This is a genomic window from Hornefia porci, assembly GCF_001940235.1.
Lineage (GTDB): Bacteria > Bacillota > Clostridia > Peptostreptococcales > Anaerovoracaceae > Aminicella > Aminicella porci.
The window spans coordinates 831,743-857,667 of record NZ_MJIE01000001.1; the positions used below are offsets into that span (position 1 = coordinate 831,743).

The following is a 25,925-nucleotide window of genomic DNA, read 5'->3' on the forward strand; positions in this document are numbered from 1 at the left end:
AGAATAACGCACGCAATTGTCAATGTCAATCTTTTTATTGATGTTTGACAATATGAAAAAAACGCGGTAAACTAAGTTCATATTACAAAAACAAGTACGTTTTATGTAGGGAGGCGCCCGCGCTGACCTACTTTTTTTATTATACAGGCTGGCAGAATTATGAAGATCGATAAATACAAAGCAAGAGGAGAAATCCGTTACCGGTTCCGCGCATACGTCGGACTGGATACCTCCGGAAAGCCGATCCGGATCCAGCAGTCCGGATTCGAGACAAAGAAGGAGGCGCAGCTTGCATATGCAGAAGCGGTCACAAGCATTGCCCCCACAAGAAATAAAAACATCACCGTGCAACAGTTATACAATATCTGGATTGAGTCATATAAGATCGGTGTGAAGGAGAGCACGCTTCAACATACAGAACAGATCTTCCGCGACCATATTCTTCCGGAGTTCGCGCAGCTCAAAGTCATCGAACTGACGCCTATCCAATTGCAGCGCTTTGCTAATCGGACGGTTTCTGAAAGGGTAAATGGGAAACGAACGTTTACCTATCTGAAGAAGCTGCTCGCTTTCGCCTGGAAGCAGGGTGTAATCGACCAAAACCCTGCCGATCGGGTAGATATTCCTAAAGCCTCAAAAGGACCACACAAACCGGAAAATCTTAACGTCTACACAAAGGATGAGCTGCATACATTTTTATCGCTGGCACAGGAGCGCTTGTCTCCAATGTGGTATGCGTTTTTCCGTCTTCTGTCATATACCGGTATGCGCCGCGGTGAGGCACTGGCGCTGAAATGGTCAGACCTTGACGAAGGCGCATGTACAATATCTATCACAAAGACGGTCACACGCGGCTCTAATGGTATCTATGTTTCAGACACGCCGAAGACAGACCGCTCAACTCGCACGATTTTACTCGATCCGGAAACATTGGATATCCTCACTGCTCTGCCTCACAACTGTGATCTGATCTTCCATAATACAAAGATGGAACTGATTACATTGTCTCAGCCCATCCGGCAGGCACACAAAGTCGTGGACGGTACCGATCTGAAATACATCTCGCCTCATGGATTCCGGCACACGCATTGCAGTCTGCTCTTCTCTGCCGGTGTTTCCATCCCGGAAGTGCAGGACCGGTTAGGGCATTCCGATGTAAAGACCACCATTGATATTTATAATCATGTTTATGAAGCAGATAAGACGAAAGCACTGAATCGGTTTATCGACTTCATGGACGCATAAAAAGTATGGTAAAAGTGTGGCAGGTTTGCCAAAAATGTGGCAGTTTTTTGAGCATATTCGTAAACATTTGAAAACATTTTATGCATGACAAAAGCCTTGAAATCTCAACCTAATCGGCTGTTTTCAAGGCTTTTCATCATTACATATGGTGGAGATAAGGGGGATCGAACCCCTGACCTCCTGATTGCGAACCAGGCGCTCTCCCAGCTGAGCTATATCCCCATGAGGTCTTTCATGCGAACCACCAATGAACAGTATAGCGGAACTCAAACCAAAAATCAAGACATATTTTTTCATTTCCGCATTTTTCTAACAGGCGTATGCACATCATCTTCCCGGCACTCTGCCTGACCGGGCGGCCGTGCCCTCCTGCTCATCGGAGGGCACGGCTGACGGTCGTTTCGCGCAGCCCGCATCTTCACGGCCGATGAAGTTAACGGTCGGATCGCGGCCGGCGTAACGGTCACAGCGTCCCGTCATATTTCATCTGCAGTTTTTCAGAATCTCGCAGAGAAGCTTCCAGGTGCGCTCCACCGATGAGATCGAAAGCTTTTCATCTGTGGTATGCACGCCGGACATGTCCGGTCCGAAGGAAACCGCATCGAAATCATCTCCCATTTTTCCGGCAAAGAGTCCGCATTCCAGCCCTGCATGTATCGCATCGATTTCCGGAGCCTTCCCATACAGTTTTGTGTACGCCTCGATACAGGTATCCCGAAGCACCGAATCCTCCCTGTATTCCCAGCCGGGATACGCGCCCGAATACTGCACCGATCCTCCCAGCAGTGCGGAAAGACTTTCCAGCTTATCGCACAGATAATCCTTCCTCGTCGCCACGGAGCTGCGCACCGCATACGCCGCAACCATTTCCGTTTCATCCATACTCAGTGCGCCCAGATTCAGACTCGTTTCCACAAGACCTTCAATCTCTTTACTCATATTCTGAATCCCGTTCGGCGTCTGCATCAGATATGCGATGACGCGGCGTGTGCTGTCTCTGTCCAGCGTCTCTGCGGAAACTTCGGACATCTCTGCGGTGAATGTTACGCGGACCTCCGGATCCGAAGAGCGAAGCTCATGGGCAAAGGTTTTGTTCATCTCATCACAAAGCTCTCTCAGGGCGTCAATGTCTGCGGATTCCGTCAGAATCTCCGCTTCAGAGAGCTTGCAGATCGCATTGTCCTTTGTGCCTCCCGCAAGCCTCACCAGCGAGAAATCCACCCGCTCCGACAGCGTGTACAGCAGCCGTCCCATCAGAAGATTGGCGTTTCCGTGCTCCTTGTCAATCTCAATTCCCGAATGACCGCCCAGGAGTCCGTCGATCCGGAGACGGCCGAGAACGCCCTTTCCGGTCTGACGTCTCACCGGAAGATGAACGGATGCGGTCACGCCGCCCGCGCAGCTGACCGTAATGATTCCCTCCTCTTCTGAGTCAATGTTAATCATCTTGCGGGCGCTGATCCGGGAAACATCGATGGCTTCCGCGCCCAGCATGCCGACTTCTTCGTCCACGGTAAAAACCGCATCTATTCCGGGATGCTGCAGCTCATCGGAGTCCATTGCGGCAAGCGCCATGGCGACGGCAATTCCGTCATCTCCGCCGAGGGTTGTATTCTCTGCATAGAGCCAGTCCCCGTCCACGGCCAGCGTCAGGCCGTCCTTTTCCATGTCAATTGTACTGTCGGGCGTTTTTTCGCAGACCATATCCATGTGCCCCTGGATCATCACCCGGGGAGCATCCTCATAACCCGGTGAAGCGGGTTTGAAAATCACGACATTATTGGCCTCATCCTGACAGTACTCCAATCCGCGATCCTTCGCGAATTTTACGAGATAATCGCTGATCTGCCCGGTATTTCCGGAGCCGTGCGGGATCGCCGCAATCTCCCTGAAGAAATCAAATACCGCCTCAGGCTGCAGGTTTTTAAGCTCATTCATTGTTATCTCTCCTTTTTTGGCAGGGTGTACAAAGTCTCACCCTTTTCATCCTTTATCCTGCGGATATAATCATGTCTCAGCATGTATTCGATCAGCTGTTTCTGAAAATCCGCCCCCCGTGCGATTACCGCCGTTTTCTTGGAATGGAATTCCCGGGCGCGGACATCCTCAATGATATAACCGATTCCGTCCTCAGTGACGGTTTCATGCTGCTTCAGATATTTTCTGACGCGCAGCGCGCCGTTGTTCAGGAGCATCTCTGCAAGACGTTCCTCTTCATTCATTTTCTTGCAAAGTCCGATGGCGTAGAGCACTGCGGTTGCCAGGGCAAACAAAATCACGCCGATTACGATGATCACTGTCTGATTCATTCCTTTTTCCCCGTCTCTACATATTCCACATATTTCACATTCTCCAGCGTATAGAAATAAGTACAGAGTCTCTCGTACAGGGGCTCCGCCTTCTCGCCGAATTCTTCCCGGATCCGCTGTCCGATCTCGTAGATCGTCCGCGTTCCGTCAATCTGACGCCACACAAAACTGCCGAACTCATCCAGATCGATGTTGCTGACAGCCGGCGTCCCGAACAGCTTTTGCGCGATACGGTTGTATGCGCCGGTATTCTGCTGTTCCACCGTCACAAAGCCGTTATTTTCTACCCAGTTAAGACCCCCGCGGATTGCGGGGATCTTGTCCAGGTAGTTCGTTAAGTCGGCATTCTGTTTTTTTCTAAGCCGCTTCGTCATACGCCGTATATACCTTCTTGTTCCAGATGGACCATCTCAGCAGAGTCAGAACCAGCAGTGCGAAGCAAATCAGCGCGCCGATGTTGCCGAGACTGATTCCCTTTGCGGAAATGTCGATAACCGTTCCGACAGTGCCTCCCTGAACCGGAATGATCGCGAAGAGCGCCAGCAGGATTCCGACGATTCCTTCACCGGCAATCATACCGGAGGAATACAGAACGCCGCTTGTGATGACGTTGTTTCTGTCCTGCTCGTTCTTGAACGACCGTTTCTCAAACCACAGCTTGACCAGACCGCCGACCATCAGCGGAGTGGACAGATGAATCGGGAGATACAGTCCGATCGCTACCGGCAGAACCGGAATTCCCAGAATTTCAATGATGACAGCAAAGAACACGCCGACGAAGACCAGGGTCCACGGCAGGTTCGCGTTCATAACGCCCTCGATAACCATCTTCATCAGTGACGCCTGCGGCGCGGGCAGTTCTTTGCTTCCGTATCCCCAGGCCGCGTTCAGCAGATAGAGCACTCCCGCGATAGCGAGACCGGAAGAGATCGTGCCGATAATTTCACCGATCTGCTGTCTGTAAGGCGTAGCGCCTACGATATATCCTGTCTTCAGGTCCTGAGACATGTCGCCCGCCATAGCCGCGATGATGCAGATGACTGTACCGATCATGATGGCGGTTACCATTCCGCTGGGGCCGGTGGTTCCGGTCGCCTTCAGCAGGATCGTCGCGATCAGCAGTGTAGCGATCGCCATTCCGGATACCGGGTTGTTGGAGCTCCCGACAAGTCCTACCATTCTGGAGGATACCGTCGCGAAGAAGAATCCGAAAATTACAATGATAATTGCGCTTCCGAAGCTCATCGGGATCGACGGAACAAAGATCAGAATCGCCAGGACGATCAGCAGAATCAGTCCGAGCCATTTCATATCCAGGTCCTTGTTCGTTCTGTTCAGGTCAAGAACCACTCCGTCTTTGTTTCTCAGGCTTCCCATGGATTCACGGAATGTGCGGATGATAATCGGCAGCGACTTGATCAGGGACATGATTCCGCCCGCGGCGACCGCGCCGGCTCCGATGTATCTGACGTAGCTGCTCCAGATTGCCCAGGTGTCCATCTCGCTGATCGGAACTGTTGATGGGAACATCACCATGTTTCCGCCAAACGCCTTGATCATCGGCATAATGATGAACCACGCCGTGACGCCGCCTGCCAGCATATAGGAGGAAATCACCGGTCCGCAGATGAAACCGACTCCCGCCAGTGCCGGAAGCACGTCCATTCCGATTCCGGAGCCGTCATATTTCTTGAAGGCCCAGTCCGCTTCGCTCGGGAACAGCTTGATTCCGTCCGCGATAAATTTGTAGATGGCCGCAATGCCCAGGCCCCAGAATACGGTGCTCGCGGCTGTTCCGCCTTCCTCGCCTGCCATCAGAACCTCCGCGCAGGCGGTGCCTTCCGGATACGGAAGAACGCCGTGTTCCTTCACAATCAGTGCGCTTCTCAGCGGAACCATGAATACTACGCCCAGCAGACCGCCGCTGATGCAGACCAGCGCGATGGTGAGGAAATTCGGAGCGGTTCCGGTTCCCTCCGCAACCCACATGAACACCGCTGGAAGCGTAAAGATCGCGCCTGCCGCAAGAGATTCTCCTGCGGATCCGATGGTCTGAACCATGTTGTTCTCAAGAATGGAATCCTTCTTCATGATGAGACGGATCACACCCATGGAAATGACCGCCGCCGGGATCGATGCGGAAACCGTCATGCCGACGCGCAATCCCAGGTATGCGTTTGCGGCGCCGAAGACGACAGCCAAAAGGATACCCATGATGATGGATGTGGCCGTGAATTCCGGCATAATCTTGTCCGCCGGAACATACGGTTTAAATCCACTTCCTGGATTCTTGTTTTCCATTGTAATAACTCCTTTCAAAACATAACTTTCCAATAAGAAAAAACTATAGTACCTAAGTATACCATTTTTGTTTTTTTGACACAAGTTTTCGTAAATTCTGGAAAGAAATTTTAGTCCCGTCATAAAACTTACATTAAAATTGATATTTATGTTTAATAATGCGCTATTATGAGATTTTAAAATCGCATCATTCGAGTTACGCTGTATTTTAATGAATTATTAATGTATAAGTATTAACGGCAATATTCACCGATATTTCACGCCTCACGCAGGGACGCAAAATTAGTCAAAAAGTATACAATTTTATTTTGGTCGATGCGACCATTCTTTCAAAAATTCATTGTGGAGATTCAACAAAATGTACAATTCAGTGTCTGTTCATCAGTACGCATTACTTTCATTCGTCTGTGGTGCACCCGCCGGGCGCACGACCACGAAAAAAGGCTGTCCTCCGGCAAACGGGACGTACAGTCATTTGTCCGCTCCGGAAGACAGCCTTTCTTATTCAGTTGTCAGCGTCCATTACGTCCGGCAGGGACTTCATGAGCAGACACTGATTACTTTTATTTTTGTTCCTGCTTAATCGCCGCCTGTGCAGCCGCCAGTCTGGCGACCGGTACACGATACGGTGAGCAGGAGACGTACTGCAGTCCGACTCTGTTGCAGAATTCAATAGATTTCGGATCGCCGCCGTGCTCGCCGCAGATTCCCAGATGGATGTTCGGACGAGTCTTCTTGCCCAGCTTCACAGCATTCTCAACCAGCTTGCCGACGCCGTTCTGGTCGATGGTCTTGAACGGATCAGACTCCAGAATTCCTTTGTCCACATAGGAACGGATCAACTCAGCGGTGTCGTCTCTGGAGAAGCCGAAGGTCATCTGCGTAAGGTCATTTGTACCGAAGGAGAAGAACTCCGCTTCCTCCGCAATCTCATCTGCAGTCAGCGCCGCTCTCGGAATCTCGATCATGGTTCCGACAAGATAATCGATCTTCTTTCCGGCCTTCTCGAAGCATCTGTTAACCGTATCCACAACAGTCTTCTTGACGTTCGCAAGTTCGTTCTTTGAACCGACCAGCGGAATCATGATTTCCGGAACGATCTCGATGCCTTCTTCGTCGATGACTTCCAGTGCCGCCGTGATGATCGCCTCTGTCTGCATTTCAGCAATTTCCGGATAGGATACCGCAAGTCTGCATCCTCTGTGACCCAGCATCGGGTTGAATTCCTTCAGTCTGGCCGCTTCAGCCTCAATCTTCTCAACGGACACGCCGCTGCTCTCGGACAGCTGCTTCACTTCCTCAGGAGTCTTCGGCAGGAACTCGTGAAGCGGAGGATCCAGCAGGCGGACAGTCATCGGACGGTCGCCCATCGTCTTATACATCGCCTTGAAGTCGCTCTTCTGGAAAGGCAGCAGCTTCGCCAGCGCCTTTCTTCTGGCTTCCTCGGTATCCGCAATGATCATCTCACGGATTGCCGGGATTCTCTCTTCCTCAAAGAACATATGCTCTGTACGGCAGAGTCCGATTCCCTCCGCGCCGAATTCGATCGCCTGTTTCGCGTCTCTCGGAGTATCCGCGTTGGTTCTTACCTTCATGGTGCGCAGCTCGTCCGCCCAGCTCATGATCGTATCAAAGTTTCCGGAAATGTCCGGCGGTACCAGCTTCAGCAGACCGCTGTAAACGTCGCCCGTCGTGCCGTCTACTGAAATGTAATCGTCCGGTCCGTAGACCTTGCCGCCGACCTCCAGGGTTCTCTCCTCCTCGCTGATCTTCAGCGCGGAGCAGCCGGTAACGCAGCATTTTCCCATGCCGCGGGCAACGACCGCCGCGTGAGAGGTTGCACCGCCGTGTGCGGTCAGGATTCCCTGTGCGGCAACCATGCCGGCCAGGTCTTCCGGTGAAGTTTCCGTCCGGACCAGAATCGCCTTTTCGCCGGCTTCTGCAACAGCGGCCGCCTCATCAGCGGAGAAGCAGATCTTTCCGCAGGCTGCTCCCGGAGAAGCATTCAGGCCGTGTGCAATCGGAGTTGCCGCCGCTTCTTCATCCGCGTCGAATCTCGGGTGAAGCAGATGCTCCACAAAGTCAGGTTCGATTCTCAGAACCGCCGTTTTCTTGTCGATCAGTCCTTCGTTCACCATATCAACTGCGATATTGACTGCAGCTTCAGCGGTTCTCTTTCCGTTTCTGGTCTGAAGCATGAACAGTTTCCCGTTCTCAACGGTGAACTCCATGTCCTGCATATCTGTATAGTGCTGCTCCAGCTTGGAGGCAATCTCCTTGAACTGCGCATACACTTCCGGGAAGGTTTCTGCCATCTCGGAAATCTTCTTCGGCGTCCGGATGCCGGCTACCACGTCTTCGCCCTGTGCGTTGACTAGGAATTCTCCGTAGAGGACATTTTCTCCCGTCGCCGGGTTTCTGGTGAAGGCAACGCCGGTGCCGGAATCATTTCCTTTGTTTCCGAATACCATGGACTGTACGTTGACAGCAGTTCCCAGATCCTCAGGGATGTCGTTCAGCTTTCTGTACAGAATCGCACGGTCATTTCCCCAGGAGCGGAATACTGCCTTGATAGCCTCCATCAACTGTTCCTGAGGATCCTGCGGGAATTCGCGGCCGAGAACCTTGACGTACAGTTTTTTGTAGCCCTCGATAATGTCCTTCAGATCTTCGGTCTTCAGGTCAACGTCGAACTCCGCGCCGACTTCCGCCTTCTTGCCGTCAAAAATCTCGTTGAACTGCTTCATCGGGACTTCCATTACAACATCGCCGAACATCTGCAGAAATCTTCTGTAGCTGTCATAGGCAAATCTCTCGTTATCTGTCTGCTTCGCCAGCGCGACGACTGTCTCGTCATTCAGTCCGAGGTTCAGAACCGTATCCATCATGCCCGGCATGGAGATCGGCGCTCCGGAACGAACGGAAACCAGCAGGGGATCCTCAGGATCGCCGAGCTTCTTTCCCATGACCGATTCCAGCTCATCCTGATGTGCTTTGATCTCTTCGATGATGCTGTCGTCGATTTTTCCGCCGTCTGCGTAATACTGTTTGCAGGCGTCGGTCGTAACGGTGAATCCAAACGGCACCGGCATGCCGGATTTTGTCATCTCAGCCAGATTCGCTCCCTTTCCGCCGAGCAGGGATCTCATGTCCTTAGAGCCCTCGTTGAATGAGTAAACAAATTTTTTCTCCATTGGTACTACCTCACTTTTTGATTCTTTAGAACTGCAAGCGTTCTTCAATATAACCCTTCACGTCCTCGATCGGAATACGGATCTGTTCCATCGTATCACGATCTCGGATCGTTACGCATCTGTCCGTCTCCGTATCGAAGTCAACACAGATGCAATACGGCGTACCTATCTCATCTTCTCTGCGGTATCGCTTTCCAATCGAACCTGTAACATCGTAGTCCACATTAAAATATCTGGACAACTCTTCATATATGGGCTCCGCCTGGTCCGCCAGTTTCTTTGCCAGCGGGAGCACAGCCGCTTTATACGGCGCAAGCGCGGGATGGAAATGCATGATTACACGGGTATCCTCCTTGCCCTTTGCGTCGGTTACAGTCTCCTCCTCATACGCGTCAATCAGGAACGCCAGCGCGACACGATCCGCACCCAGCGACGGTTCGATGCAGTATGGGATGTATGTTTCTCTGTCCTTGCCCTCACCCTCTGTGAAGGTCAGCTGTTCGCCCGAGTATTCACTGTGTCTGCTCAGATCGAAGTCGGTTCTGTCCGCGATGCCCCACAGCTCGCCCCATCCGAAGGGGAAACGATATTCAATATCGGTGGTCGCGTTGCTGTAATGGGAGAGCTCCTCCTTCTCATGATCCCTGAGGCGGACATTCTCCATGTTCATATTAAGACTCCTCAGGAAGTTTTCACAATAATCCTTCCAGTAGGCGAACCATTCCAGATCAGTTCCGGGCTTGCAGAAGAATTCGCACTCCATCTGCTCGAACTCCCTGGTCCGGAACGTGAAATTTCCCGGCGTGATTTCGTTGCGGAAGGATTTTCCGATCTGACAGATTCCGAACGGAATCTTCTTTCTGGAAGTCCTGGCAACATTTTTAAAGTTTACAAAAATTCCCTGTGCCGTTTCCGGCCGCAGATAAATCTGCGATTTGCTGTCTTCCGTTACTCCCTGGAAGGTTTTAAACATCAGGTTGAACTGCCGGATATTCGTAAAATCACTTTTGCCACAGTCCGGGCACTGAACCTTATGCTCGCGGATATACGCCTCCATCTTTTCATTGGGCCATCCGTCGATAACAGGCTGTTCCTGTCCGTTTGTCATCATGTGATCTTCGATCAGCTTATCCGCGCGGAAGCGGGAATGGCAGTTCTTGCAGTCAATCAGCGGATCCGAAAATCCGCCGACATGACCGGACGCCTCCCAGGTCCTGGGATTCATCAGAATCGCTGCGTCCAGTCCCACGTTGTATTTGTTCTCCTGGACGAATTTCTTCCACCACGCTTTCTTGATGTTGTTCTTGAACTCGACTCCCAGCGGACCGTAATCCCAGGTGTTCGCGAGTCCTCCGTAGATCTCTGACCCCGGGTAAACGAACCCTCTGCCCTTGGCCAGAGCTACGATTTTTTCCATAGTAACTTCATTGCTCATTAATCTGTCTACCAACTTTCTTAGAAAAATTTAAAACGATTCAGCTCGTCTTCTGTCTCTTCGGTTTTTTCTGCCTTCTCGGATTCGTTCTGAATTTCTTCCCGGGCCTTCTCGGCTTTTTCCATCGCCTCTCCCAGCGTATCCTTGACTTCGGGAATGTTGTCGTCTACCGCTGCGGCGACGTCGATTTCACCGGTGTTGTCTAGCACTGAGCCGCCTGTCCTCTCAACTCCGGGGAAATCCGCCGGTTCAGCGGGAATCTCCCGGGCAGCGGTTTCGACTGTTTCGGAAGCTGTCTCAGGCGCAGGTTCCGGTGCTGTTTCGAACACGGTTTCGGGAACTGTTTCCGGTGCAGCTTCAGACGCTGTTTCGAACACGGTTTCGGGAGCCGTTTCCGGCGCGGCTTCCGACGCTGTCTCCGGTGCAGCTTCAAATGCGTCCTTCGGTGCCTCTGCAGCCGCTGTATCCGCCGCGACCGCGTCCGCCGCCCCGGCAGGTTCCTCCGGTTCCGCCTTCGGCGCGGCAGCTGCCTTCGGATGCGCTTCGCCGAACCCGCAGTCGTCACAGGGTTCTTCACAGGGCTCCTCACAGCTTTCGCAGTCTTTGTCGCATACATCGATATCGACAAAGTCGTCTCCGCCTCCGATCCCGCGGATGCGCTGAGCCATATCTCTCGCCGCGTCCGTAGCGTCTCTGGCCATATCTCTGGCTCTGCCGGCCACATCTCCGCTCTTCTCTTTCACTGTCTCATATACGCCGGGAGCCTTGTCCTTCATTCCCTCGTACAGACCGGATCCCCTGCTGACCGCCTCGTCATACAGGTTTCCGGCTTTATCGGAGATGTCAACGACTTCACCGTTATCCTTGATCATCTCCACCTGGCACTTGAAGCTGAACGCCGCAAGCACGCCGATCACGATGCCCCAGGGTGCGACGATCGCTCCCAACACGCCCGCGTTCAGCGGAATGTTCAGGATCGTTTCGCCCCTGCGCTTTACCACAATTCTGGCGACGTTGCCCTTATGCACAACTTCCTTCATTTTGGAAAGAAACTCCTCACCCTGGGCGCTGATCTTCCGGGAGGAAGAGGTCTCGTCAATGTTGTCCTCGATGGCGATGATCGCCTCCACAACATTGCCGTCCGCCTTTTCCAGCGCTTCCTTCGCTTCCTTATAGGTTACCCCCGTTCTGTCCTTCACCAGTTCGATCTTTTCCAATGTAATCTCCATAACTGCCCTCCATATTCGGTGGTTCTCTCAATTCAGTCCACCCGTCAGTATGCTCTCGCTTTTCAAGTCTCCCACATCCAGATGATAGGATATGTAACTGCGGAGAATCGCCCGCAGTGCAGCCGCATCCTCCTCATTCAGCGCAATATTCCGAAAAGACTTTAACGGATTCGACGCAAAATAATTAATTACATTTACTATATCAAATTTTGTACGGTAAATCAATGTTTCATCGCCTGAAGACAGGATTTTTTCAGCGCATTTTTCGCATATCATACCGCCTCGGGTCACACTGAAATGCGTAAGGTTCTGCTTTGTCCCACAGACCGCGCACTCCCCCAGCTCCGGAAACGTACCGAGCAGACGGAGCAGGCGGATCTCATACGCCAGCACAAGCGTCAGGTGCTGTTTTTTCCTCTGCTCCAGTTCCTCCAGAAAATCAATCAGCAGATGAAACACCCCCGGCTGCGCAGCCTCCTCCGGAACGACCTTTTCCGTCAGCTCCAGAACATAAGCCGCCGCCATATATTTGTCGATATCCTCGCCGATACCGTAATAGCTCCGGATGGTTTCCGCACGGTCGAGGTTGTAGTAATTCCGTCCCTGAAAGATCTGATAATTTCCGTAGGTAAACGGGCGCAACGCAAGAGAGGAGCGGCTTTTCCCCTTTTCCGTCATGCTCGTTCCCACACTCAGTTTCCCGTATTTCGCTGTAAAAAGAAGGATCATCCTTCGACCGGACGCGGTTTTCGTCTGCCGGAAAATGATCCCTTCCGAGTTCAGATACATCAGTCTTTTTCCTTATAGCCGAAATTGCTCAGATCGAAATCGCTGTCGCGCCAGTTTTCCCTGACCTTGACAAAAAGCTCCAGATATATTTTTGTGCCCAGCAGAGCCTCCAGCTCCAGGCGGGCCGCCTTGCCGACGCCCTTGATCTTTTTCCCGCCGCTGCCGATGATGATGCCCTTATGACTCTTCTTCTCGCAGTAGATCACCGCGCTTATCCGGGTGAGCTTCGGCTCCTCCCGGAACGACTCAATCTCCACCGCCACGCCGTGGGGCACCTCCTCCTGCAGATACAGAAGAAGTTTCTCCCGGATCACCTCGCTGACCAGAAACCGTTCCGGATAATCCGTAATCATATCCTCCGGGAAATACATGGGGCCCTCCTCCAGGAAGTCCTCAATCCGCTCCACGAGCTCCGGCACATTGGTGCCGTTCTTTGCGGAAGTCCCGTAGATATCGTCAAACAGGCCCAGTTCCTCGTATTCGTTATAAATCTGCAGATAATTCTCCGGCTGCATGGTATCCGTTTTGTTCACCACAAGAATTTTCGGCGTGTCCACCGTTCGGAGCATTTCCACAATGTAGCGGTCTCCGGGTCCCGCCGACAGCGGGCCGTCGATCAGGAACAGAATCAGATCCACCTCGCGCAGCGTTCCGGCAGCCATGTCGGTCATCGCAGCCCCAAGCTTATTTCTGCCCTTGTGAATGCCGGGCGTATCGATGAACACCATCTGAACGCCTTCCCGATCTGCAGTCTCACCTCTGGTGTAGATGCCGCGGATGGTATTTCTCGTGGTCTGCGGCTTGTCGCTGGTGATGGCGATCTTCTCTCCCATGATCTGGTTCAGCAGTGTGGATTTTCCCACATTCGGCCGCCCCACGATCCCGATAAATCCAGATTTCATCCTTCCTCCGTTCTGTTACAGCGTAAAATTCTCCGGCAGCAGCTCTGCCAGCGTCTTCACCTCAAGATGCTCCTCGTCGTCGCCTGTAATCACCTTCATTTCCGTCGAAAATTCCGACAGGAACTGGCGGCAGATCCCGCACATCGGCGCAGCTCCCCGGTCTGAGGCCGTCGCGATCGCCGCGAAATCCCGTTCTCCCTCCGACACCGCTTTGACACAGGCAGTACGCTCCGCACAGATTGCGGCCCCGTAAGAGGCGTTCTCCACATTGACGCCGGTGAACACCCTGCCTGTCTTTGTCAGCAGAGCGGCGCCCACCCGAAACCCCGAGTAAGGCGCATAAGCGTTTTCCCGCGCCTCACGGGCGCTTCTGTATAATTCTTTGTACTCCAGGTCCATGATTACCTCTCGACTCCAAGATACTTCATGATTTCTTCCTCTCTGGCGCGCATGACGCTCTTCTCCTCCGGCTCCATATGATCGTATCCGAGGAGATGCAGCACGCTGTGAACGAACAGATAGAGCAGTTCTCTTTCCGCCGAATGCCCGAATTCCTCCGCCTGTTCCTCTGCCCGCTCCCGGCAGATCACCACATCGCCGAGCGCCGCAGGCTCATCTCCTGTCCGGCTCTGCGCCTCCAGAATCTCTCCGGGGTTCTCGTACTGCGGAAACGAAAGCACATCGGTCACCCGGTCAATTCCGCGGTAATCCCGGTTCAGTTCTCTGATCTCCTCCGGAGAAACAACGCTTACGCTGACCTCGCACCGGGATGCGTCGAGCCCCTCCGACACGGCGCATCGATCCGCCGCTTTCTCCATCGCCGCGGCAATTTCCTGCGAAACGCCTGCGCCCGCGCCGGCGTCCTCCGCGAAATAAACCCTCATCGCCGTTCTCCCTTTCTGTAATAGGCGTCGTAAGCCTTGATGATTCGCCTGACCATCTCATGGCGCACCACATCCACGTCCTTCAGATAACAGAAGTCGATCCCCTTTACATTCTTCAGAATCTTCGCCGCCTCCGTCAGGCCGCTTTTCTTTCCCTTAGGCAGATCGATCTGTGTCACGTCCCCGGTCACCACCACCTTGGAGCCGAAGCCCATACGGGTCAGAAACATTTTCATCTGCTCCTGTGTCGTGTTCTGCGCCTCATCCAGAATAATGAACGCATCGTCCAGCGTCCGTCCGCGCATGTACGCCAGCGGAACGACCTCGATGGCTTCCTTCTCCTTCAGGCGGAGGGCGTTCTCCCGTCCCAGAATATCATACAGGCTGTCATAAAGCGGGCGAAGATACGGGTCTACCTTCTCCTGCAGATCGCCCGGCAGAAATCCCAGATTTTCACCTGCCTCCACCGCCGGACGCGCCAGAATAATCTTCTGTACCTCTTTGTTCTTAAACGCGCTGACCGCCATCGCCACCGCAATATATGTCTTGCCGGTCCCCGCCGGTCCTATGGCGAAAACCACATCCTTCTGGCGGATGCTGTTCACATATTCCTTCTGACCGATCGTTTTCGCCTTAATCGGTTTCCCGCGGCTCGTAAAGCAGATCACGTCCCTGCTGACATTCTGCTCCGCATAGGACATTCCGCTCTCCTGCAGAGAGATGATATAGTTCACCTTCTGTTCGTCCACCCGCTCTCCGCTCTTCACCAGAGCAATCAGTTCCTCCAGGATCCTCTCCGCGGCGTCCGGCTGTTCTCCCCGGATCAGCAGATAATCCTCCCGCTGGATGATCTCCGCTCCCGTCGCCTCTTTAATCAGCCTCAGGTTCGCGTCGAGGTTCCCGAACAGATCCTCTACATCGATGGTGTCGTCGATCTTTATTTTTCTGAATTCCGTTTCCGTCAATCGCTTCTCCTCATCATTTTATTTCTCTCTGACAAAGTCAGGTTCGCCTCTATTATAGCGCAAACCCGCCGGTTTGACCATTCATTTCATGACAATCATCGCGATGATGTTGTTCGCCGCGTGAACCAGAACGGGGACGGCAATATGGCCTGTTTTTTCGTAGACATAACAAAGAACAATCCCCGTGACCAGCGCCGCGGGCGCCGCCGGACCGATTCCGTGCATCAGGGCAAACGGAATGCCTGACAGCAGGGCCGCTGTAACAAAGCTGTACCGGCAGCGTATTCCGATGAAAAAAACGCCGCGGAACACAAGCTCCTCCGTCACCGGCACACACACCGCATAAACCGCAAGCATCAGCGCCGGAGATACGGCCGCGGCTGCACTCGTGCCGGAGGCTTCACCGAAGCCCGCCGCCGCGTCTCCTCCCCACAGCCGCACAATGGCCGATATCAGAGAGTCCGCCGCCAGAATAACCGCCAGTGCGGCCGGGACAGCGATTACCGTGTTTATTGTTTTTGTCCCGCTCCGCAGCAGCAGGCCCCTGCGGAGCAGCGCCGTGAGCGTATACGGAATCAGCGCCGCGGCTGTACAGAGATGAATCACCACCGTATCCACAGCGTCGCTCCACTGCGGATAAAAAGAAATCAGCAGTTTTCCGGCTTCCCGTCCTGCAAAAAACAGCAGCACCGTCAGGACGAAAAGCGATTCCAGTCTTTTATTTTCTGTCGGAGAGTCTCCGAGCCTGACTGTTTTGTTCTTTGCCATCATCCCTCTGCTTTCTCTGACAAACCGTTCCTGCGTGTCAGGTTCCTGACTGCCGGCTGCCGAATATCACGGGACACCGCCGCGCAGCAGCGGCCTGCCGGTTGCCGCGGCAGCCGCACGCTTATCAAAAAGGGCTGTCACCAGCGGGACAGCCCTTTGCAATTTACTCGTTTTTTCCGTCTCCGGAAAGAAACTCCATAACGACAGCTTTAACATCATTTCCGTCCGCAAGACCTCTGACCTTGCCCATGACGGGTCCCATGAGTTTCCCCATGCTTTTCTTTGTTCTCTCAATGTTAAGAGCAGTCGCCGTTTCCTCAACGATTTCGCGGATCTTTTCCTTCGACAGCTGCTCGGGAATGTACTTCTTCAGAACCTCGATCTCTTTGTTATATGCCTCTGCCAGATCGCTCCTTCCGGCCTTTTCAAAATCAGCGAGGGCATCCTTGCGCATCTTGATCTGCTTCTGCAGGATTGCTACGACACCATTGTCATCCAGTTCTTCCCTCTCGTCTATCTCGTGCTGCTTGATCGCAGCCCGCGCCAGACTGATCGTGTTCTTCCGAACCTCATCGTGAGCCTTCATCGCTTCCTTGAAGTCGTTCATGAGTTCTTCTTTTAAGCCCATTTATTTCACCTCGATTCGTTGATAAACCGGCCTAAAAACTAATATCTCTTACTCTTAGCCTTTTTTCTCGCGGCTTCAGACTTTTTCTTTCTCTTGACACTTGGCTTTTCATAATGCTCTCTTTTTCTGACTTCCGCCATGACGCCGTCTCTTGCGCAGGATCTCTTGAATCTCTTCAGAGCGCTTTCCAAGGTCTCGTTATCTCTGACGATAACCTGTGCCATATTCCATTCACCTCCTGACCTGTTGAAATATTCGCCGTGGGCGATCAAAGCCTATAACAGATTGATTATACTATTTTTGCGGTTGATAGGCAAGTTTTTTTTAGCGCCGGTCGGGCCGCCTTTTGCAGCGCCGGGCGAACTGCCTTTTTCGGTACCGGCAGGACCGCCTGTGCGACCCCTCTGTGCAGCGCCTTCCGTCCCTTTATTTCTGTTTCCCGAAGGTCATTTCCGGGCCCCGGTAGTCCTCCAGTCCTTTAAAACTGTAGCCTCTGGCTTTGTAGTGCTTCAGGATTCCTTCCAGCGCCGCCGGCGTTCTCTTCATCGATGCGGAATCGTGCAGCACCACCACCGGTACCTTGAAGGACTTGATTGCCTCATCGATGGTCTTGATCCCGTATTTTGTCATCTCTGCAGAGGTGTATTTCACTCCCACCGCATCGTTGATCATGGCGTTGTAATCCATCTCGGTGTAGCCTCGCCGGTGCAGACGTTTCATAATCTCTTTTTCATCAGACGCAGAGATGAAATCATTGTTGCCGCCTCCGGGGAATCTCCAGTAGGACAATTTCTTTCCCGTGATTTTTTTCAGCAGCTTCTCTTCTTTATTAAAATCCTTTATATAAGAGTCCGCGCTCTTATATAACATGTTATAGTCTTTTTCATAGCAGTGGAGTCCCACCGTGTGACCCTCTGCGATTTCCCGGCGGACCACATCCTGCTGGATCTCCGCGTTCTTTCCGACAACAAAGAACGTCGCTTTCGCGTTGTATTTCTTCAGGATCTTCAGAATACTTCCTGTGACAGTCTCATCCGGCCCGTCCTCAAAGGTCAGATAGATAGTTTTCGTGTACTCCGGTGCCTTCACCTGCACCTTTGCGGAGACATCCTGTCCGCTCCGCGTCTTACAGTGAATTCTGCAGGTTCCGGCCCGCTTCGCGGTAATCGTTCCGTCCTTGCCGACATCCGCCACCGTTTTGTTGCTGGTGGAATAAGCGACCTTCACCGCTCTGCCCTTTTCTTTGTCGAACACGGTCTGCAGCGTCGCGGTATCCCCGATTTCCATGGAATAAGAGGTCTTCTTCAGCGAAAGAGTTCCCTCCCTGAGGAAAATCACGCCAAGAACAGCTCCCGTCAGGACAACGATCAAAAGGACGATCCCAAAGAACAGGACCCGCTGCTTCCTTACCGTATTATGTTTTTTTTCACCCATTTAATCCTCCACATCGATGCGGAACACATTGATCACATCCGCATCCGGGCAGCAGAACCGGATATCCCCGTCCTTTCCCCTGGGCAGCTCGCCGCCATATCTCAAAATGTCAATATACGGGAATGCCACGTGCATGACCATCGGACACAGCTTTCCCCGATCCGTATCGAAGTCAAACCGGTCGCCGATCTTATGGCCGTGATGGCATCCCATCGGACCCTTTTTGTCAATTAATGTCATTGTCACTTTTTTTCTGGACATGAAACTCTTCCTTTCCGAACAGACCGCCGGATCAGCCCGGTGGCCAGGTCATTTTGCGCTTTCCAAGGATATGGAAATGCAGGTGCTTTACTGTCTGAAAAGCGTCTTCACCGTTGTTGATGACTACGCGATAACCGTTTTCCAGTCCAAGGTCAGCGGCGATTTCCGGGATCTTCAGCATGATGTCCGCAATCAGGCCGCGGTCCTCCTCCTTCAGATCATCCAGACACGCGATATGCTTTTTCGGAACCACCAGAACATGAACCGGCGCCTGCGGCTCCAGGTCATGGAAGCAGATGATTTTATCGTCTTCATACGCCGTGTCTGACGGAATCTCATGATTTGCGATTCCGCAGAAAATGCAGTCAGCCATTATTCTCTCCTTTCCTCTCCTGCCCGGCGACCTCGCCAAGCATTCCATCTTTATATTTTCTACAAAGCTTTACGTCGTAAAACCTGTCGAACGAAATATTCTGAGCCCGCGCATATACCTTGACATAATTGTCTGTATACCCGCTGACCATGCCGTCCTCCTCCTGCTCGAACAAAGTCTGCCTCAACTCGCCTGCGCTCCTCTCGAAGAACAGCTCCGCCTGCCGCTCCGCCGCTTCTGTCAGCACGCGGCTGCGGCGGGCCCGCACCTCTCCCGGAACCTGCGCGTCCATCCGGGCAGCCTTTGTTCCCTCACGGGCAGAATATTTGAAGACATGGACGCGACTGAATCCCGCCTCCGTCACCATACGCACGCTGTCCAGGAAATCCTCCTCCGTCTCCGACGGAAACCCCGTGATGATATCCGTAGTGATTCCGTAGCAGGGGTCAAACTCCCGCAGGACCTTTACAATCTCCAGATATTCGCTCCGGCTGTACCCCCGGTTCATCGCGGTCAGCACGTGATCCGACCCGCTCTGGACAGAAAGGTGAAGATGATGGCAGAGCCTGTCATACCGCAGCAGACGCTGCACATACGTCCGGTCGATGACCGTGGGCTCCAGCGAGCTGAGCCGTATCCGGAAGTCTCCCTCCAGGCTGTTCAGTCTTCCGAGCAGCCCGTCGATCTCAAGACCGCCGCGGTCCGCACCGTAAAGCGCGGTATTGATTCCGGTCAGAACAATCTCCCGATACCCGCGGTCCAGAAGTCCCCGGACCTCTTTTTCAATCTCCGCCGCTCCGCGGCTGCGGACATTTCCTCTCGCATAGGGAATGACACAGTAAGAGCAGAAGCGGTTACACCCCTCCTGGATTTTCACGAAGGCCCGGCTCCTGGATTCCATCGCCTCGATGACTCCCAGATCTTCATACCGGACCAGCTCCTCGTAGGAGCGGACCGCCACAGCGCCTCTGTGATTTCTCATATACTCTTCAATCATCGGAAGCAGGCGGCTCTTCTCATCGGTTCCGGCGACAATCTCCACGCCTTCGATCGCCGCAACCTCCTCCGGCTTCATCTGCGCATAGCACCCGGTTACAGCGATCACCGCTTCCGGATTGCGCTTCCTCGATCTGCGGATGAACTGCCGGGATTTCCGGTCTGCCAGACTGGTCACCGTACAGGTGTTGATCACATATACGTCGGCCGCCTCGTCTTCATGCACAATCATATGACCCGCCCGGGAAAATTTTTCCCGCAGGGCCTCTGTCTCATACTGATTGACCTTGCAGCCCAGCGTATGGAACGCCACCCTCATCGCGCGCCGTCCTTCTCCGGAAGCCGAGCCGCGATGCAGCACCATTCTTCTTTGTCACAAATCCTGTCCACCGCAAATCCGGCGTCCCGCAGCTGTTTCACCACCATTTCCTTTTTTTCTGTCAGGATTCCGGAGGTGATGAAAACTCCTCCCGGAGCGAGATGTGCCGGAATATCCGGAGTGATCATGCAGATCAGCTCCGCCATCAGGTTCGCCACCACCAGATCCGCGGTGAAATCCACGCCCTCTGTGACGTCGCCGTAAGCCGCCCCGGCCGTCGAATCCACCCCGTTCTGCACCAGGTTCGCCTTCGCGACCTCTACCGCGGTTTCGTCAATATCGACGCCAAGAACCTCCGCCGCACCCAGCTTCGCCGCGGCGATGGAAAGGATTCCAGAACCGCAGCCCGCATCCAGAACACGCATTCCCGGTTTCACATACTCCTCAAGCATCTGAATGCACATGGCAGTCGTCTCATGGGTTCCGGTCCCGAACGCCATTCCGGGGTCAATCTCAATGACCGCCTCCGCATCCGCCAGCTCCGCCGGAAGGGGTTCCCATGTGGGACGGATCACAATCCTTTCCGATACCCTGAACGGATGGAAATACTCCTTCCACCGGTCTTTCCACAGGGAATCGTCCTGCTCTGTCACCGTCACCTCCAGACTGCCCAGATCCGCTCCGGGTCCGAACATTCCTTCCGCCGCCTCCGCGGCGAGTTCTCCGATGGCCGTTCTGATTTCCCGTGCCTGCGAAGGATCCTCTGTGTAAACCGTAACGCGCGGCGTTTCCTTCATCCGCTCCGTGACCTCTCCGTCAATATAATCCCATTCGTAGGATTCCTTTTTATCCATAATCTCCTGAATGTCACGGGGATCGCTCACCTCGGTATCTTCAATTCCGATGGACAAAAGCTTTCCGACTGCCGCTTCGATACCCGTTTCGGAGGTTTCAATGTCAATCTGATAATATTTCATTTCTTCGCTCCTTCACGCAGAATTATACCATTTTCACCTTCCTGAGGCTATATTTTTTTGAAAATCCTCGTAAACCGTCACAAAAAACCGCCGCACACGGGCTCTCGCCACACCCCTCTTCGTATGGTATAATGATGGCTGAGCACGCATTAATAACTTTCGGGAGGTTCTCGATGCCAGATTCTAAATATTATTTCACCACCGGCGAGTTCGCCGCACTGTTCGGCGTCCCCAAACAGACTCTGTTCTATTACGACGAGATCGATATCTTCAAGCCGGAGCGCGTCGGCGAAAACGGCTACCGCTACTATTCCTTCACACAGTTGGAAACCTTTGAAACCCTGCTGATGCTCCGGGAGCTTTCGGTTCCGCTGAAGGACATCCGCCGTCACATGGAGCATCGCTCTCCGCAGGCGCTGATCGAGCTGATGAACAAATGGAGGGACGAGGTGGATCAGAAAATCCGCCGGCTGGAATTTGCCCGGGATTATATCGACGTCAAAGTCAGAACGACACAGGAAGGCATCCGCGCCGTCATGGACGAAGTCGTCGTTGAGGATCTCCCTCCTGCCCGCCTGATCACCTCGAACTATACCGGCAACGACGATGAAGCCAGCGTCGCCGAAGCCGTCAGCCGCCATTTCCGGCGTTACCGTGACCTCGGACTCGCCGGCAGCGTCGATGTCGGCGGAATCATCCCGATTTCTGATATCCGGGAGGATTCCTATTCTTACTCCCGCTTTTACAGCGTTCTCCCCCCAAACCGCATCCCGGGCGAGAGCAACAACCTGGAAACGCTCGATTACGGCGGCCGGTATCTATGCATTTACGGAAACCGGGGATATGGCGGCGTGCTTTCCATGTGCCACCGGCTCCTCGCATATATAAAAGAGAACCATCTGAAAACAGATGATTCTCTCTATGAGGATCTGATCCTCGACGATCTGTCCGTCGAAGGATATTATCATTATGTCGTCAAGCTTTCCGTGAAGCTTTCTCAATGAACTTTCTGCCATATATATCCTCAAATTCCGCAAGGTCAACCGCCTCTCCCGCTCTCCGCCGTTCCAGCGCCTTCATGATGCGGGCAAACGATGCCTTGTTCACCGGATGTCTGGCAATGACCACCGCGACGACAACCATACACACCCCCGGAATCAGAGTAAAGCTGTTGCTGATCCAGGTCAGTGCGGAGGCCGCCTGCCGGCTCGCCTCCTCATTGAAACGTGCCATCTGGAGAATCACGCCCAGCGCCTGCGATCCGACGGCCGTAGCCAGGGATTCCGACAGCGCCTGAAGGGAAATGACCTGCCCGGAATGCTTCTCACCCGACGCCAGCTCCTCCGCCTCACAGACGTCGTAAATCATCGACGGCATAAGCTGCCAGTAGCAGGTATTCCCGATGGAATAACAGAAACATACCAGGCAGCACGCGCCGAAGGAATCCACGCCGATAAACCTCGAGGCAATCAGCAGGAGTCCCGTCATCCCCACGCCGCCGAGCAGCACCTTCTTTTTGTCGCTCCTGCTGCAGATCGTGGTGACAACGGGCGTCAACGCGATACCGGACGCCGTGATTACCAGCATGATCAGAGATATCTGACCCGCGGAGAGTCCCAGATTATAGGTGAAATAATAGACACGGTCTGACGAAAACAGAGTGTTCGCCACCAGGTAGAGCAGACTTGCTCCGATGATATACTGAATCGGACGCAGCTGAATGATCTCCCCGTAATCACGGAACATCACCCCAATTTCCTTCAGAGAAAACCGACTCTTGCGGTTCGGATCTTTCCTGAAATCCGGAACGTCAGTCTCATGAATTGTCAACGCACAGATCAGCAGCGCGGCGCCGCTGGAAACGCCGACGATGATTCCTGTCATGGACCAGGACATTTCCCGGGTTCTTCCCATATTCATCAAAAGATCCACCATCGCCGTAGGCAGTACCATACCCAGCGCCATTCCGACCTGATTGAACACATAAGCGTAAGACCGCAGCACCGTCCGTTCATGGTAATCCTCCGTCAGATCGGATCCCCACGCCATGTAAGGTACAAAGAACAGTGCGAAGGCCTGCCAGAACAGCAGCGTCATCACAAAGTAATAGACGAGCTTGACCGCATATCCGGCGTCGATCGCCGTAAACAGCAGACTGGTCACGATGGCGACCGGAAACGCCGCCGCCATCAGAAACGGTTTTCTTTTTCCGTAGCGGGTCTCTGTGTTGTCCGACAGAAATCCGGTGATGGGTCCGCAGATCACCTCCCACACTGATCCGATCGCGACGATTGCTCCGGCGGCAGCCGGCTGTATACCCGCCACCGATGTGAGAAAGAACAGCAGGAAGGTTCCCGCCATTGTATACATTGCGTTGTCCGCAACACCGCCGATCCCATAAGAAAGCTTGGTATGGAATCTCAGTTTCATAGTAAACACCTCCAATGATTCTATATTAATCTATACAGTTACTGTATAGTCAAGTATTTTTTCATAAAAACAAGAGGCTTCCGCCTCTCTTCCTGTAATAACGTTTATTCTCTGGTCTCCTCAATCCGCAGACCCGTGCGCTTGCGGATATATGAAGAAACCTCTTCTCTTGGAATCTGCAGTGCGGCTGCGATTTCTCCAAACAAAAGATCCTCTGCCCGTTTCATGAATTTCCTGTCGATCTGTCCGAGATGACGGTTCTGCTTCACAGCCTCCTCCTTCTTCAGATGAATCGATTTGGTGAGTTCAACCAAGCCCTCACATTCATGGGTGTCGATGACTTCCTGATAATGCTTTGACAACTGCTGAATACTGCTGGACTTAAAAACCTCCGAGTGAATTTCCGGCATACTGTCGATAAGCGCGTTTGCCTCATCCTCCGATATAATCGGACGCGTAAACACCTTGTTATTATCGATCGGCGCATAAATCGTGCCGGTCTGATATAACGGCTGCAGCACATAATACTGTCTGTCATCATCCGGATCGAAAACTCCTGTTGAAACTGCATCCACTCTGCAGACGCCTGTAGCACCATACATAATCAGATCGCCTGCTTCATACATTGAGTCACTCCTCTCTGCGTATGTGTCACAATTTTCCAAAATTATTATACACTATTTCGCAGAAAAATGTAAGTCCTATTTCTGAATTTTCCCATCATGGGTCAGTTACATTTTATTGGCGCTTGTCCTTCTCCTCAAGCTTATCCAGACATCGCACGGCATCAAGAGCCGCCCAGACATAAACCAACGCCGCTCCGCCGCGTGCCAGTTTCGCAGAAAAGCCCGACAGATCGAGCCAGTCTTCAAAGTTACCGAACATAAAAACATGAACAGACATGCATCAACAAATATAATTAATGCATGTCTCAGCGAACTGGTTATTTCTTAATATCCGTGGTATTATATAATCAGAACTGTCAGATAGAGATTGGGAGGAAAAAGCTATGGTTGACAAAAAAGTATACCAGCAGGCTTTCGAGGAAGCCCTGAAGGATCCGGACGTGAAGTCCAACGAAACAGACAATGCAGACGAGCAGATCCGTGCGGCGATGATACGCTACATGGAGAAGCAGAATGAGGAGGTCCGCCTGAAGGAGATCGGCGACTATATCCGGGAGCGAACCCTGGCGGAAGACGAGCTGCTCCCGAAGTCCTTTAAGGAGGCGAAGGCAGACAGGGCCGCGCTGGAGGAAGCTCAGGAGCGGGAGCGTGTCGAACGGGAGATGCGCAATTACTTCGAGAAGAAAGAAGAGGCCATCCGTCTCAGACGGATTCAGCTGTACATCAAAGAGCAGGCCGCCAAAGAAGAGTCCGGGAAATAGCGCAGACGCCGGAACACGCAGCGGTATATCAACCGCTGCGACCCGGCGTTTTTTTGTCCTGTTTTTTACACATCGGCGACGATGACAACCTCACCAGATTTCCTTCACCAGGTCCGAAATTCCTCTGAATGCCGGATCTCTGGAATCCACCAGAAGCTCGAACAAAATCGATTCCAGCGTCGTCACCGTGGCGCCGGAATCTGCCAGCCGCGCCAGTCCCCGCTCGTGATTTTCTCTGAAGCGGGCGGAAAGGCAGTCCGCAATCAGATAGACATTATAGCCTTTTTCCATCAGATACAGCGCAGTCTGCTGAACACAGATATGCGTTTCAATTCCGATCAGAATCACGCTTTTTCTGCCCGTTGCCTCCAGCGCCTCCATGAACTCCGGGCACCCTGTGCAGCTGAAGGTTCTTTTGTCGATGGGGACAAAATCACCCAGCGCCTCTGCGACAGCCGCGGTTGTATTCCCGAGGCCCTTCGCGTACTGCGTAGTCGCGATAATCGGCACGTCAAGAATCCGAAATCCCCGGATCGCCTGCACCAGACGGGTTTCCAGCTTCTCATGATTATAAATGACCGGTACGAACCCGTCCTGATAATCAACCTCCACCACCACGGCGTCGTCTCTCTTCATAATAAGGCTGCTCATGCTTCTGCATCTCCTTTCTCCTCTTCCTTCGGATGAAGCCGGGAGGGAATCCGCAGAATCGCGTCCGTAAGATCATACTCGATGATCATGGCCTCCGTAAACCCGTCCAGCACCAGTCCGCTGCAGTCCGGATACTCCTTCGCCAGCCCGACGCATTCCTCGATTCCCATCCTCCTGAGATCAAATTCCTCCATGTAATCCGGCGGAAGCTGCTTTTCCTGGGAAAATACCGGCAGGAAACGCACGCCGTCGTCACTTTCCAGAAAATCCGGTTTTCCGCTCACCGGAAGGGTGGGAACAATCAGGACAGAATCCCGCAGACAGGCCAGCAGCCAGTCCAGCTGCTCCCGTGTTTTTTTGGAAAGGAATCTGTGCTTCAGATAACAGAGCGTGCTCCCGTCCTTCAGCATTTCTTCTGTAAAATTCTTATATTCATCCATTTTCTGTC

At 53.0% G+C, this 25,925-nt stretch carries 27 protein-coding genes and 1 tRNA gene; 3 read left to right on the top strand and 25 right to left on the bottom strand.

Annotated elements, in window-relative coordinates:
* Positions 1–159: 159 nt before the first annotated feature.
* Positions 160–1,245 carry a site-specific integrase gene (locus tag BHK98_RS04010; protein WP_075712297.1) on the top strand — a complete coding sequence of 362 codons (1,086 nt, stop codon included), beginning with the start codon at positions 160–162 and terminating at the stop codon, positions 1,243–1,245.
* Between the two features lie 146 nt (positions 1,246–1,391).
* Here BHK98_RS04010 and BHK98_RS04015 read toward each other — a convergent pair.
* The 21 genes from BHK98_RS04015 to prmA form a co-directional block, all read right to left on the bottom strand.
* Positions 1,392–1,467: transfer RNA gene (locus tag BHK98_RS04015), tRNA-Ala, on the bottom strand.
* 261 nt (positions 1,468–1,728) lie between these two features.
* Positions 1,729–3,183: an aminoacyl-histidine dipeptidase gene (locus tag BHK98_RS04020; RefSeq protein WP_075712298.1), complete on the bottom strand. Its 1,455-nt coding sequence runs from the start codon at positions 3,181–3,183 to the stop codon at positions 1,729–1,731.
* Between the two features lie 2 nt (positions 3,184–3,185).
* A complete protein-coding gene (locus BHK98_RS04025; RefSeq protein WP_075712299.1) occupies positions 3,186–3,554 on the bottom strand; it encodes a hypothetical protein in 369 nt (122 codons plus the stop codon).
* Positions 3,551–3,928 (bottom strand): PqqD family protein, encoded by a 378-nt coding sequence (locus BHK98_RS04030; RefSeq protein WP_083628036.1) that lies wholly within the window; start codon positions 3,926–3,928, stop codon positions 3,551–3,553. Before BHK98_RS04030 ends, BHK98_RS04025 begins: the two co-directional genes overlap by 4 nt.
* On the bottom strand, positions 3,912–5,855 hold the full coding sequence (locus BHK98_RS04035; RefSeq protein ID WP_075712301.1) for an OPT family oligopeptide transporter: 1,944 nt from the start codon (positions 5,853–5,855) through the stop codon (positions 3,912–3,914). Before BHK98_RS04035 ends, BHK98_RS04030 begins: the two co-directional genes overlap by 17 nt.
* Positions 5,856–6,418: 563 nt before the next feature.
* On the bottom strand, positions 6,419–9,049 hold the full coding sequence (gene ppdK, locus BHK98_RS04040; protein WP_075712302.1) for a pyruvate, phosphate dikinase: 2,631 nt from the start codon (positions 9,047–9,049) through the stop codon (positions 6,419–6,421).
* Between the two features lie 25 nt (positions 9,050–9,074).
* Positions 9,075–10,466 (bottom strand): glycine--tRNA ligase, encoded by a 1,392-nt coding sequence (locus BHK98_RS04045; protein ID WP_465250936.1) that lies wholly within the window; start codon positions 10,464–10,466, stop codon positions 9,075–9,077.
* 38 nt (positions 10,467–10,504) lie between these two features.
* Entirely contained in the window at positions 10,505–11,713 is a 1,209-nt protein-coding gene (locus BHK98_RS04050; protein ID WP_075712304.1) for a DUF4342 domain-containing protein, read from the bottom strand.
* A 27-nt stretch (positions 11,714–11,740) separates the two neighbouring features.
* Entirely contained in the window at positions 11,741–12,502 is a 762-nt protein-coding gene (recO, locus tag BHK98_RS04055) for a DNA repair protein RecO (RefSeq protein WP_075712305.1), read from the bottom strand.
* Positions 12,502–13,404, bottom strand: coding sequence for a GTPase Era (era, locus tag BHK98_RS04060; RefSeq protein WP_075712306.1), 903 nt, complete (start codon positions 13,402–13,404; stop codon positions 12,502–12,504). Before era ends, recO begins: the two co-directional genes overlap by 1 nt.
* A gap of 15 nt (positions 13,405–13,419) precedes the next feature.
* A complete protein-coding gene (cdd, locus tag BHK98_RS04065; protein ID WP_075712307.1) occupies positions 13,420–13,803 on the bottom strand; it encodes a cytidine deaminase in 384 nt (127 codons plus the stop codon).
* A gap of 2 nt (positions 13,804–13,805) precedes the next feature.
* Entirely contained in the window at positions 13,806–14,288 is a 483-nt protein-coding gene (ybeY, locus tag BHK98_RS04070) for an rRNA maturation RNase YbeY (protein WP_075712308.1), read from the bottom strand.
* Positions 14,285–15,253 (bottom strand): PhoH family protein, encoded by a 969-nt coding sequence (locus tag BHK98_RS04075; RefSeq protein WP_075712309.1) that lies wholly within the window; start codon positions 15,251–15,253, stop codon positions 14,285–14,287. Before BHK98_RS04075 ends, ybeY begins: the two co-directional genes overlap by 4 nt.
* 81 nt (positions 15,254–15,334) lie before the next feature.
* Positions 15,335–16,021 carry a CPBP family intramembrane glutamic endopeptidase gene (locus BHK98_RS04080; protein WP_075712310.1) on the bottom strand — a complete coding sequence of 229 codons (687 nt, stop codon included), beginning with the start codon at positions 16,019–16,021 and terminating at the stop codon, positions 15,335–15,337.
* A gap of 163 nt (positions 16,022–16,184) precedes the next feature.
* Positions 16,185–16,649: a GatB/YqeY domain-containing protein gene (locus BHK98_RS04085; RefSeq protein WP_075712311.1), complete on the bottom strand. Its 465-nt coding sequence runs from the start codon at positions 16,647–16,649 to the stop codon at positions 16,185–16,187.
* Between the two features lie 38 nt (positions 16,650–16,687).
* The gene (gene rpsU / locus BHK98_RS04090; protein WP_075712312.1) at positions 16,688–16,873 is read right to left on the bottom strand and encodes a 30S ribosomal protein S21; all 186 of its coding nucleotides are present in this window, start codon (positions 16,871–16,873) and stop codon (positions 16,688–16,690) included.
* A gap of 202 nt (positions 16,874–17,075) precedes the next feature.
* Complete coding sequence (locus BHK98_RS04095) at positions 17,076–18,083, bottom strand: polysaccharide deacetylase family protein (RefSeq protein ID WP_075712313.1); 1,008 nt, start codon at positions 18,081–18,083, stop codon at positions 17,076–17,078.
* Positions 18,084–18,344, bottom strand: a complete 261-nt coding sequence (locus BHK98_RS04100) for a TIGR04076 family protein (protein WP_075712314.1) — start codon at positions 18,342–18,344, stop codon at positions 18,084–18,086. It lies immediately after the preceding gene.
* A 31-nt stretch (positions 18,345–18,375) separates the two neighbouring features.
* The gene (locus BHK98_RS04105; protein ID WP_075712315.1) at positions 18,376–18,717 is read right to left on the bottom strand and encodes a histidine triad nucleotide-binding protein; all 342 of its coding nucleotides are present in this window, start codon (positions 18,715–18,717) and stop codon (positions 18,376–18,378) included.
* Complete coding sequence (mtaB, locus tag BHK98_RS04110) at positions 18,710–20,077, bottom strand: tRNA (N(6)-L-threonylcarbamoyladenosine(37)-C(2))-methylthiotransferase MtaB (RefSeq protein WP_083628038.1); 1,368 nt, start codon at positions 20,075–20,077, stop codon at positions 18,710–18,712. Before mtaB ends, BHK98_RS04105 begins: the two co-directional genes overlap by 8 nt.
* The gene (gene prmA / locus BHK98_RS04115; protein WP_075712317.1) at positions 20,029–21,009 is read right to left on the bottom strand and encodes a 50S ribosomal protein L11 methyltransferase; all 981 of its coding nucleotides are present in this window, start codon (positions 21,007–21,009) and stop codon (positions 20,029–20,031) included. Before prmA ends, mtaB begins: the two co-directional genes overlap by 49 nt.
* A 173-nt stretch (positions 21,010–21,182) precedes the next feature.
* Between prmA and BHK98_RS04120 the strand changes: the two genes are divergently transcribed.
* Positions 21,183–22,013, top strand: a complete 831-nt coding sequence (locus BHK98_RS04120; RefSeq protein ID WP_075712318.1) for a MerR family transcriptional regulator — start codon at positions 21,183–21,185, stop codon at positions 22,011–22,013.
* Here the strand turns inward: BHK98_RS04120 and BHK98_RS04125 are convergent.
* Both BHK98_RS04125 and BHK98_RS04130 read right to left on the bottom strand, forming a co-directional pair.
* The gene (locus BHK98_RS04125) at positions 21,985–23,439 is read right to left on the bottom strand and encodes an MFS transporter (RefSeq protein WP_075712319.1); all 1,455 of its coding nucleotides are present in this window, start codon (positions 23,437–23,439) and stop codon (positions 21,985–21,987) included. The genes BHK98_RS04120 and BHK98_RS04125 overlap by 29 nt on opposite strands.
* A 104-nt stretch (positions 23,440–23,543) precedes the next feature.
* Positions 23,544–24,065 (bottom strand): CarD family transcriptional regulator, encoded by a 522-nt coding sequence (locus BHK98_RS04130; protein WP_075712320.1) that lies wholly within the window; start codon positions 24,063–24,065, stop codon positions 23,544–23,546.
* 383 nt (positions 24,066–24,448) lie between these two features.
* On the opposite strand from BHK98_RS04130, the gene BHK98_RS04135 reads away from it, so the two are divergent.
* Complete coding sequence (locus tag BHK98_RS04135) at positions 24,449–24,826, top strand: hypothetical protein (RefSeq protein WP_075712321.1); 378 nt, start codon at positions 24,449–24,451, stop codon at positions 24,824–24,826.
* Between the two features lie 90 nt (positions 24,827–24,916).
* Here BHK98_RS04135 and BHK98_RS04140 read toward each other — a convergent pair whose 3' ends face one another.
* Together BHK98_RS04140 and BHK98_RS04145 are read right to left on the bottom strand one after the other, a co-directional pair.
* Entirely contained in the window at positions 24,917–25,477 is a 561-nt protein-coding gene (locus tag BHK98_RS04140) for a hydrolase (RefSeq protein WP_083628040.1), read from the bottom strand.
* Positions 25,474–25,917, bottom strand: a complete 444-nt coding sequence (locus tag BHK98_RS04145) for an SseB family protein (RefSeq protein ID WP_075712322.1) — start codon at positions 25,915–25,917, stop codon at positions 25,474–25,476. The genes BHK98_RS04140 and BHK98_RS04145 overlap by 4 nt, the downstream gene beginning before the upstream one ends.
* Positions 25,918–25,925: the final 8 nt, after the last annotated feature.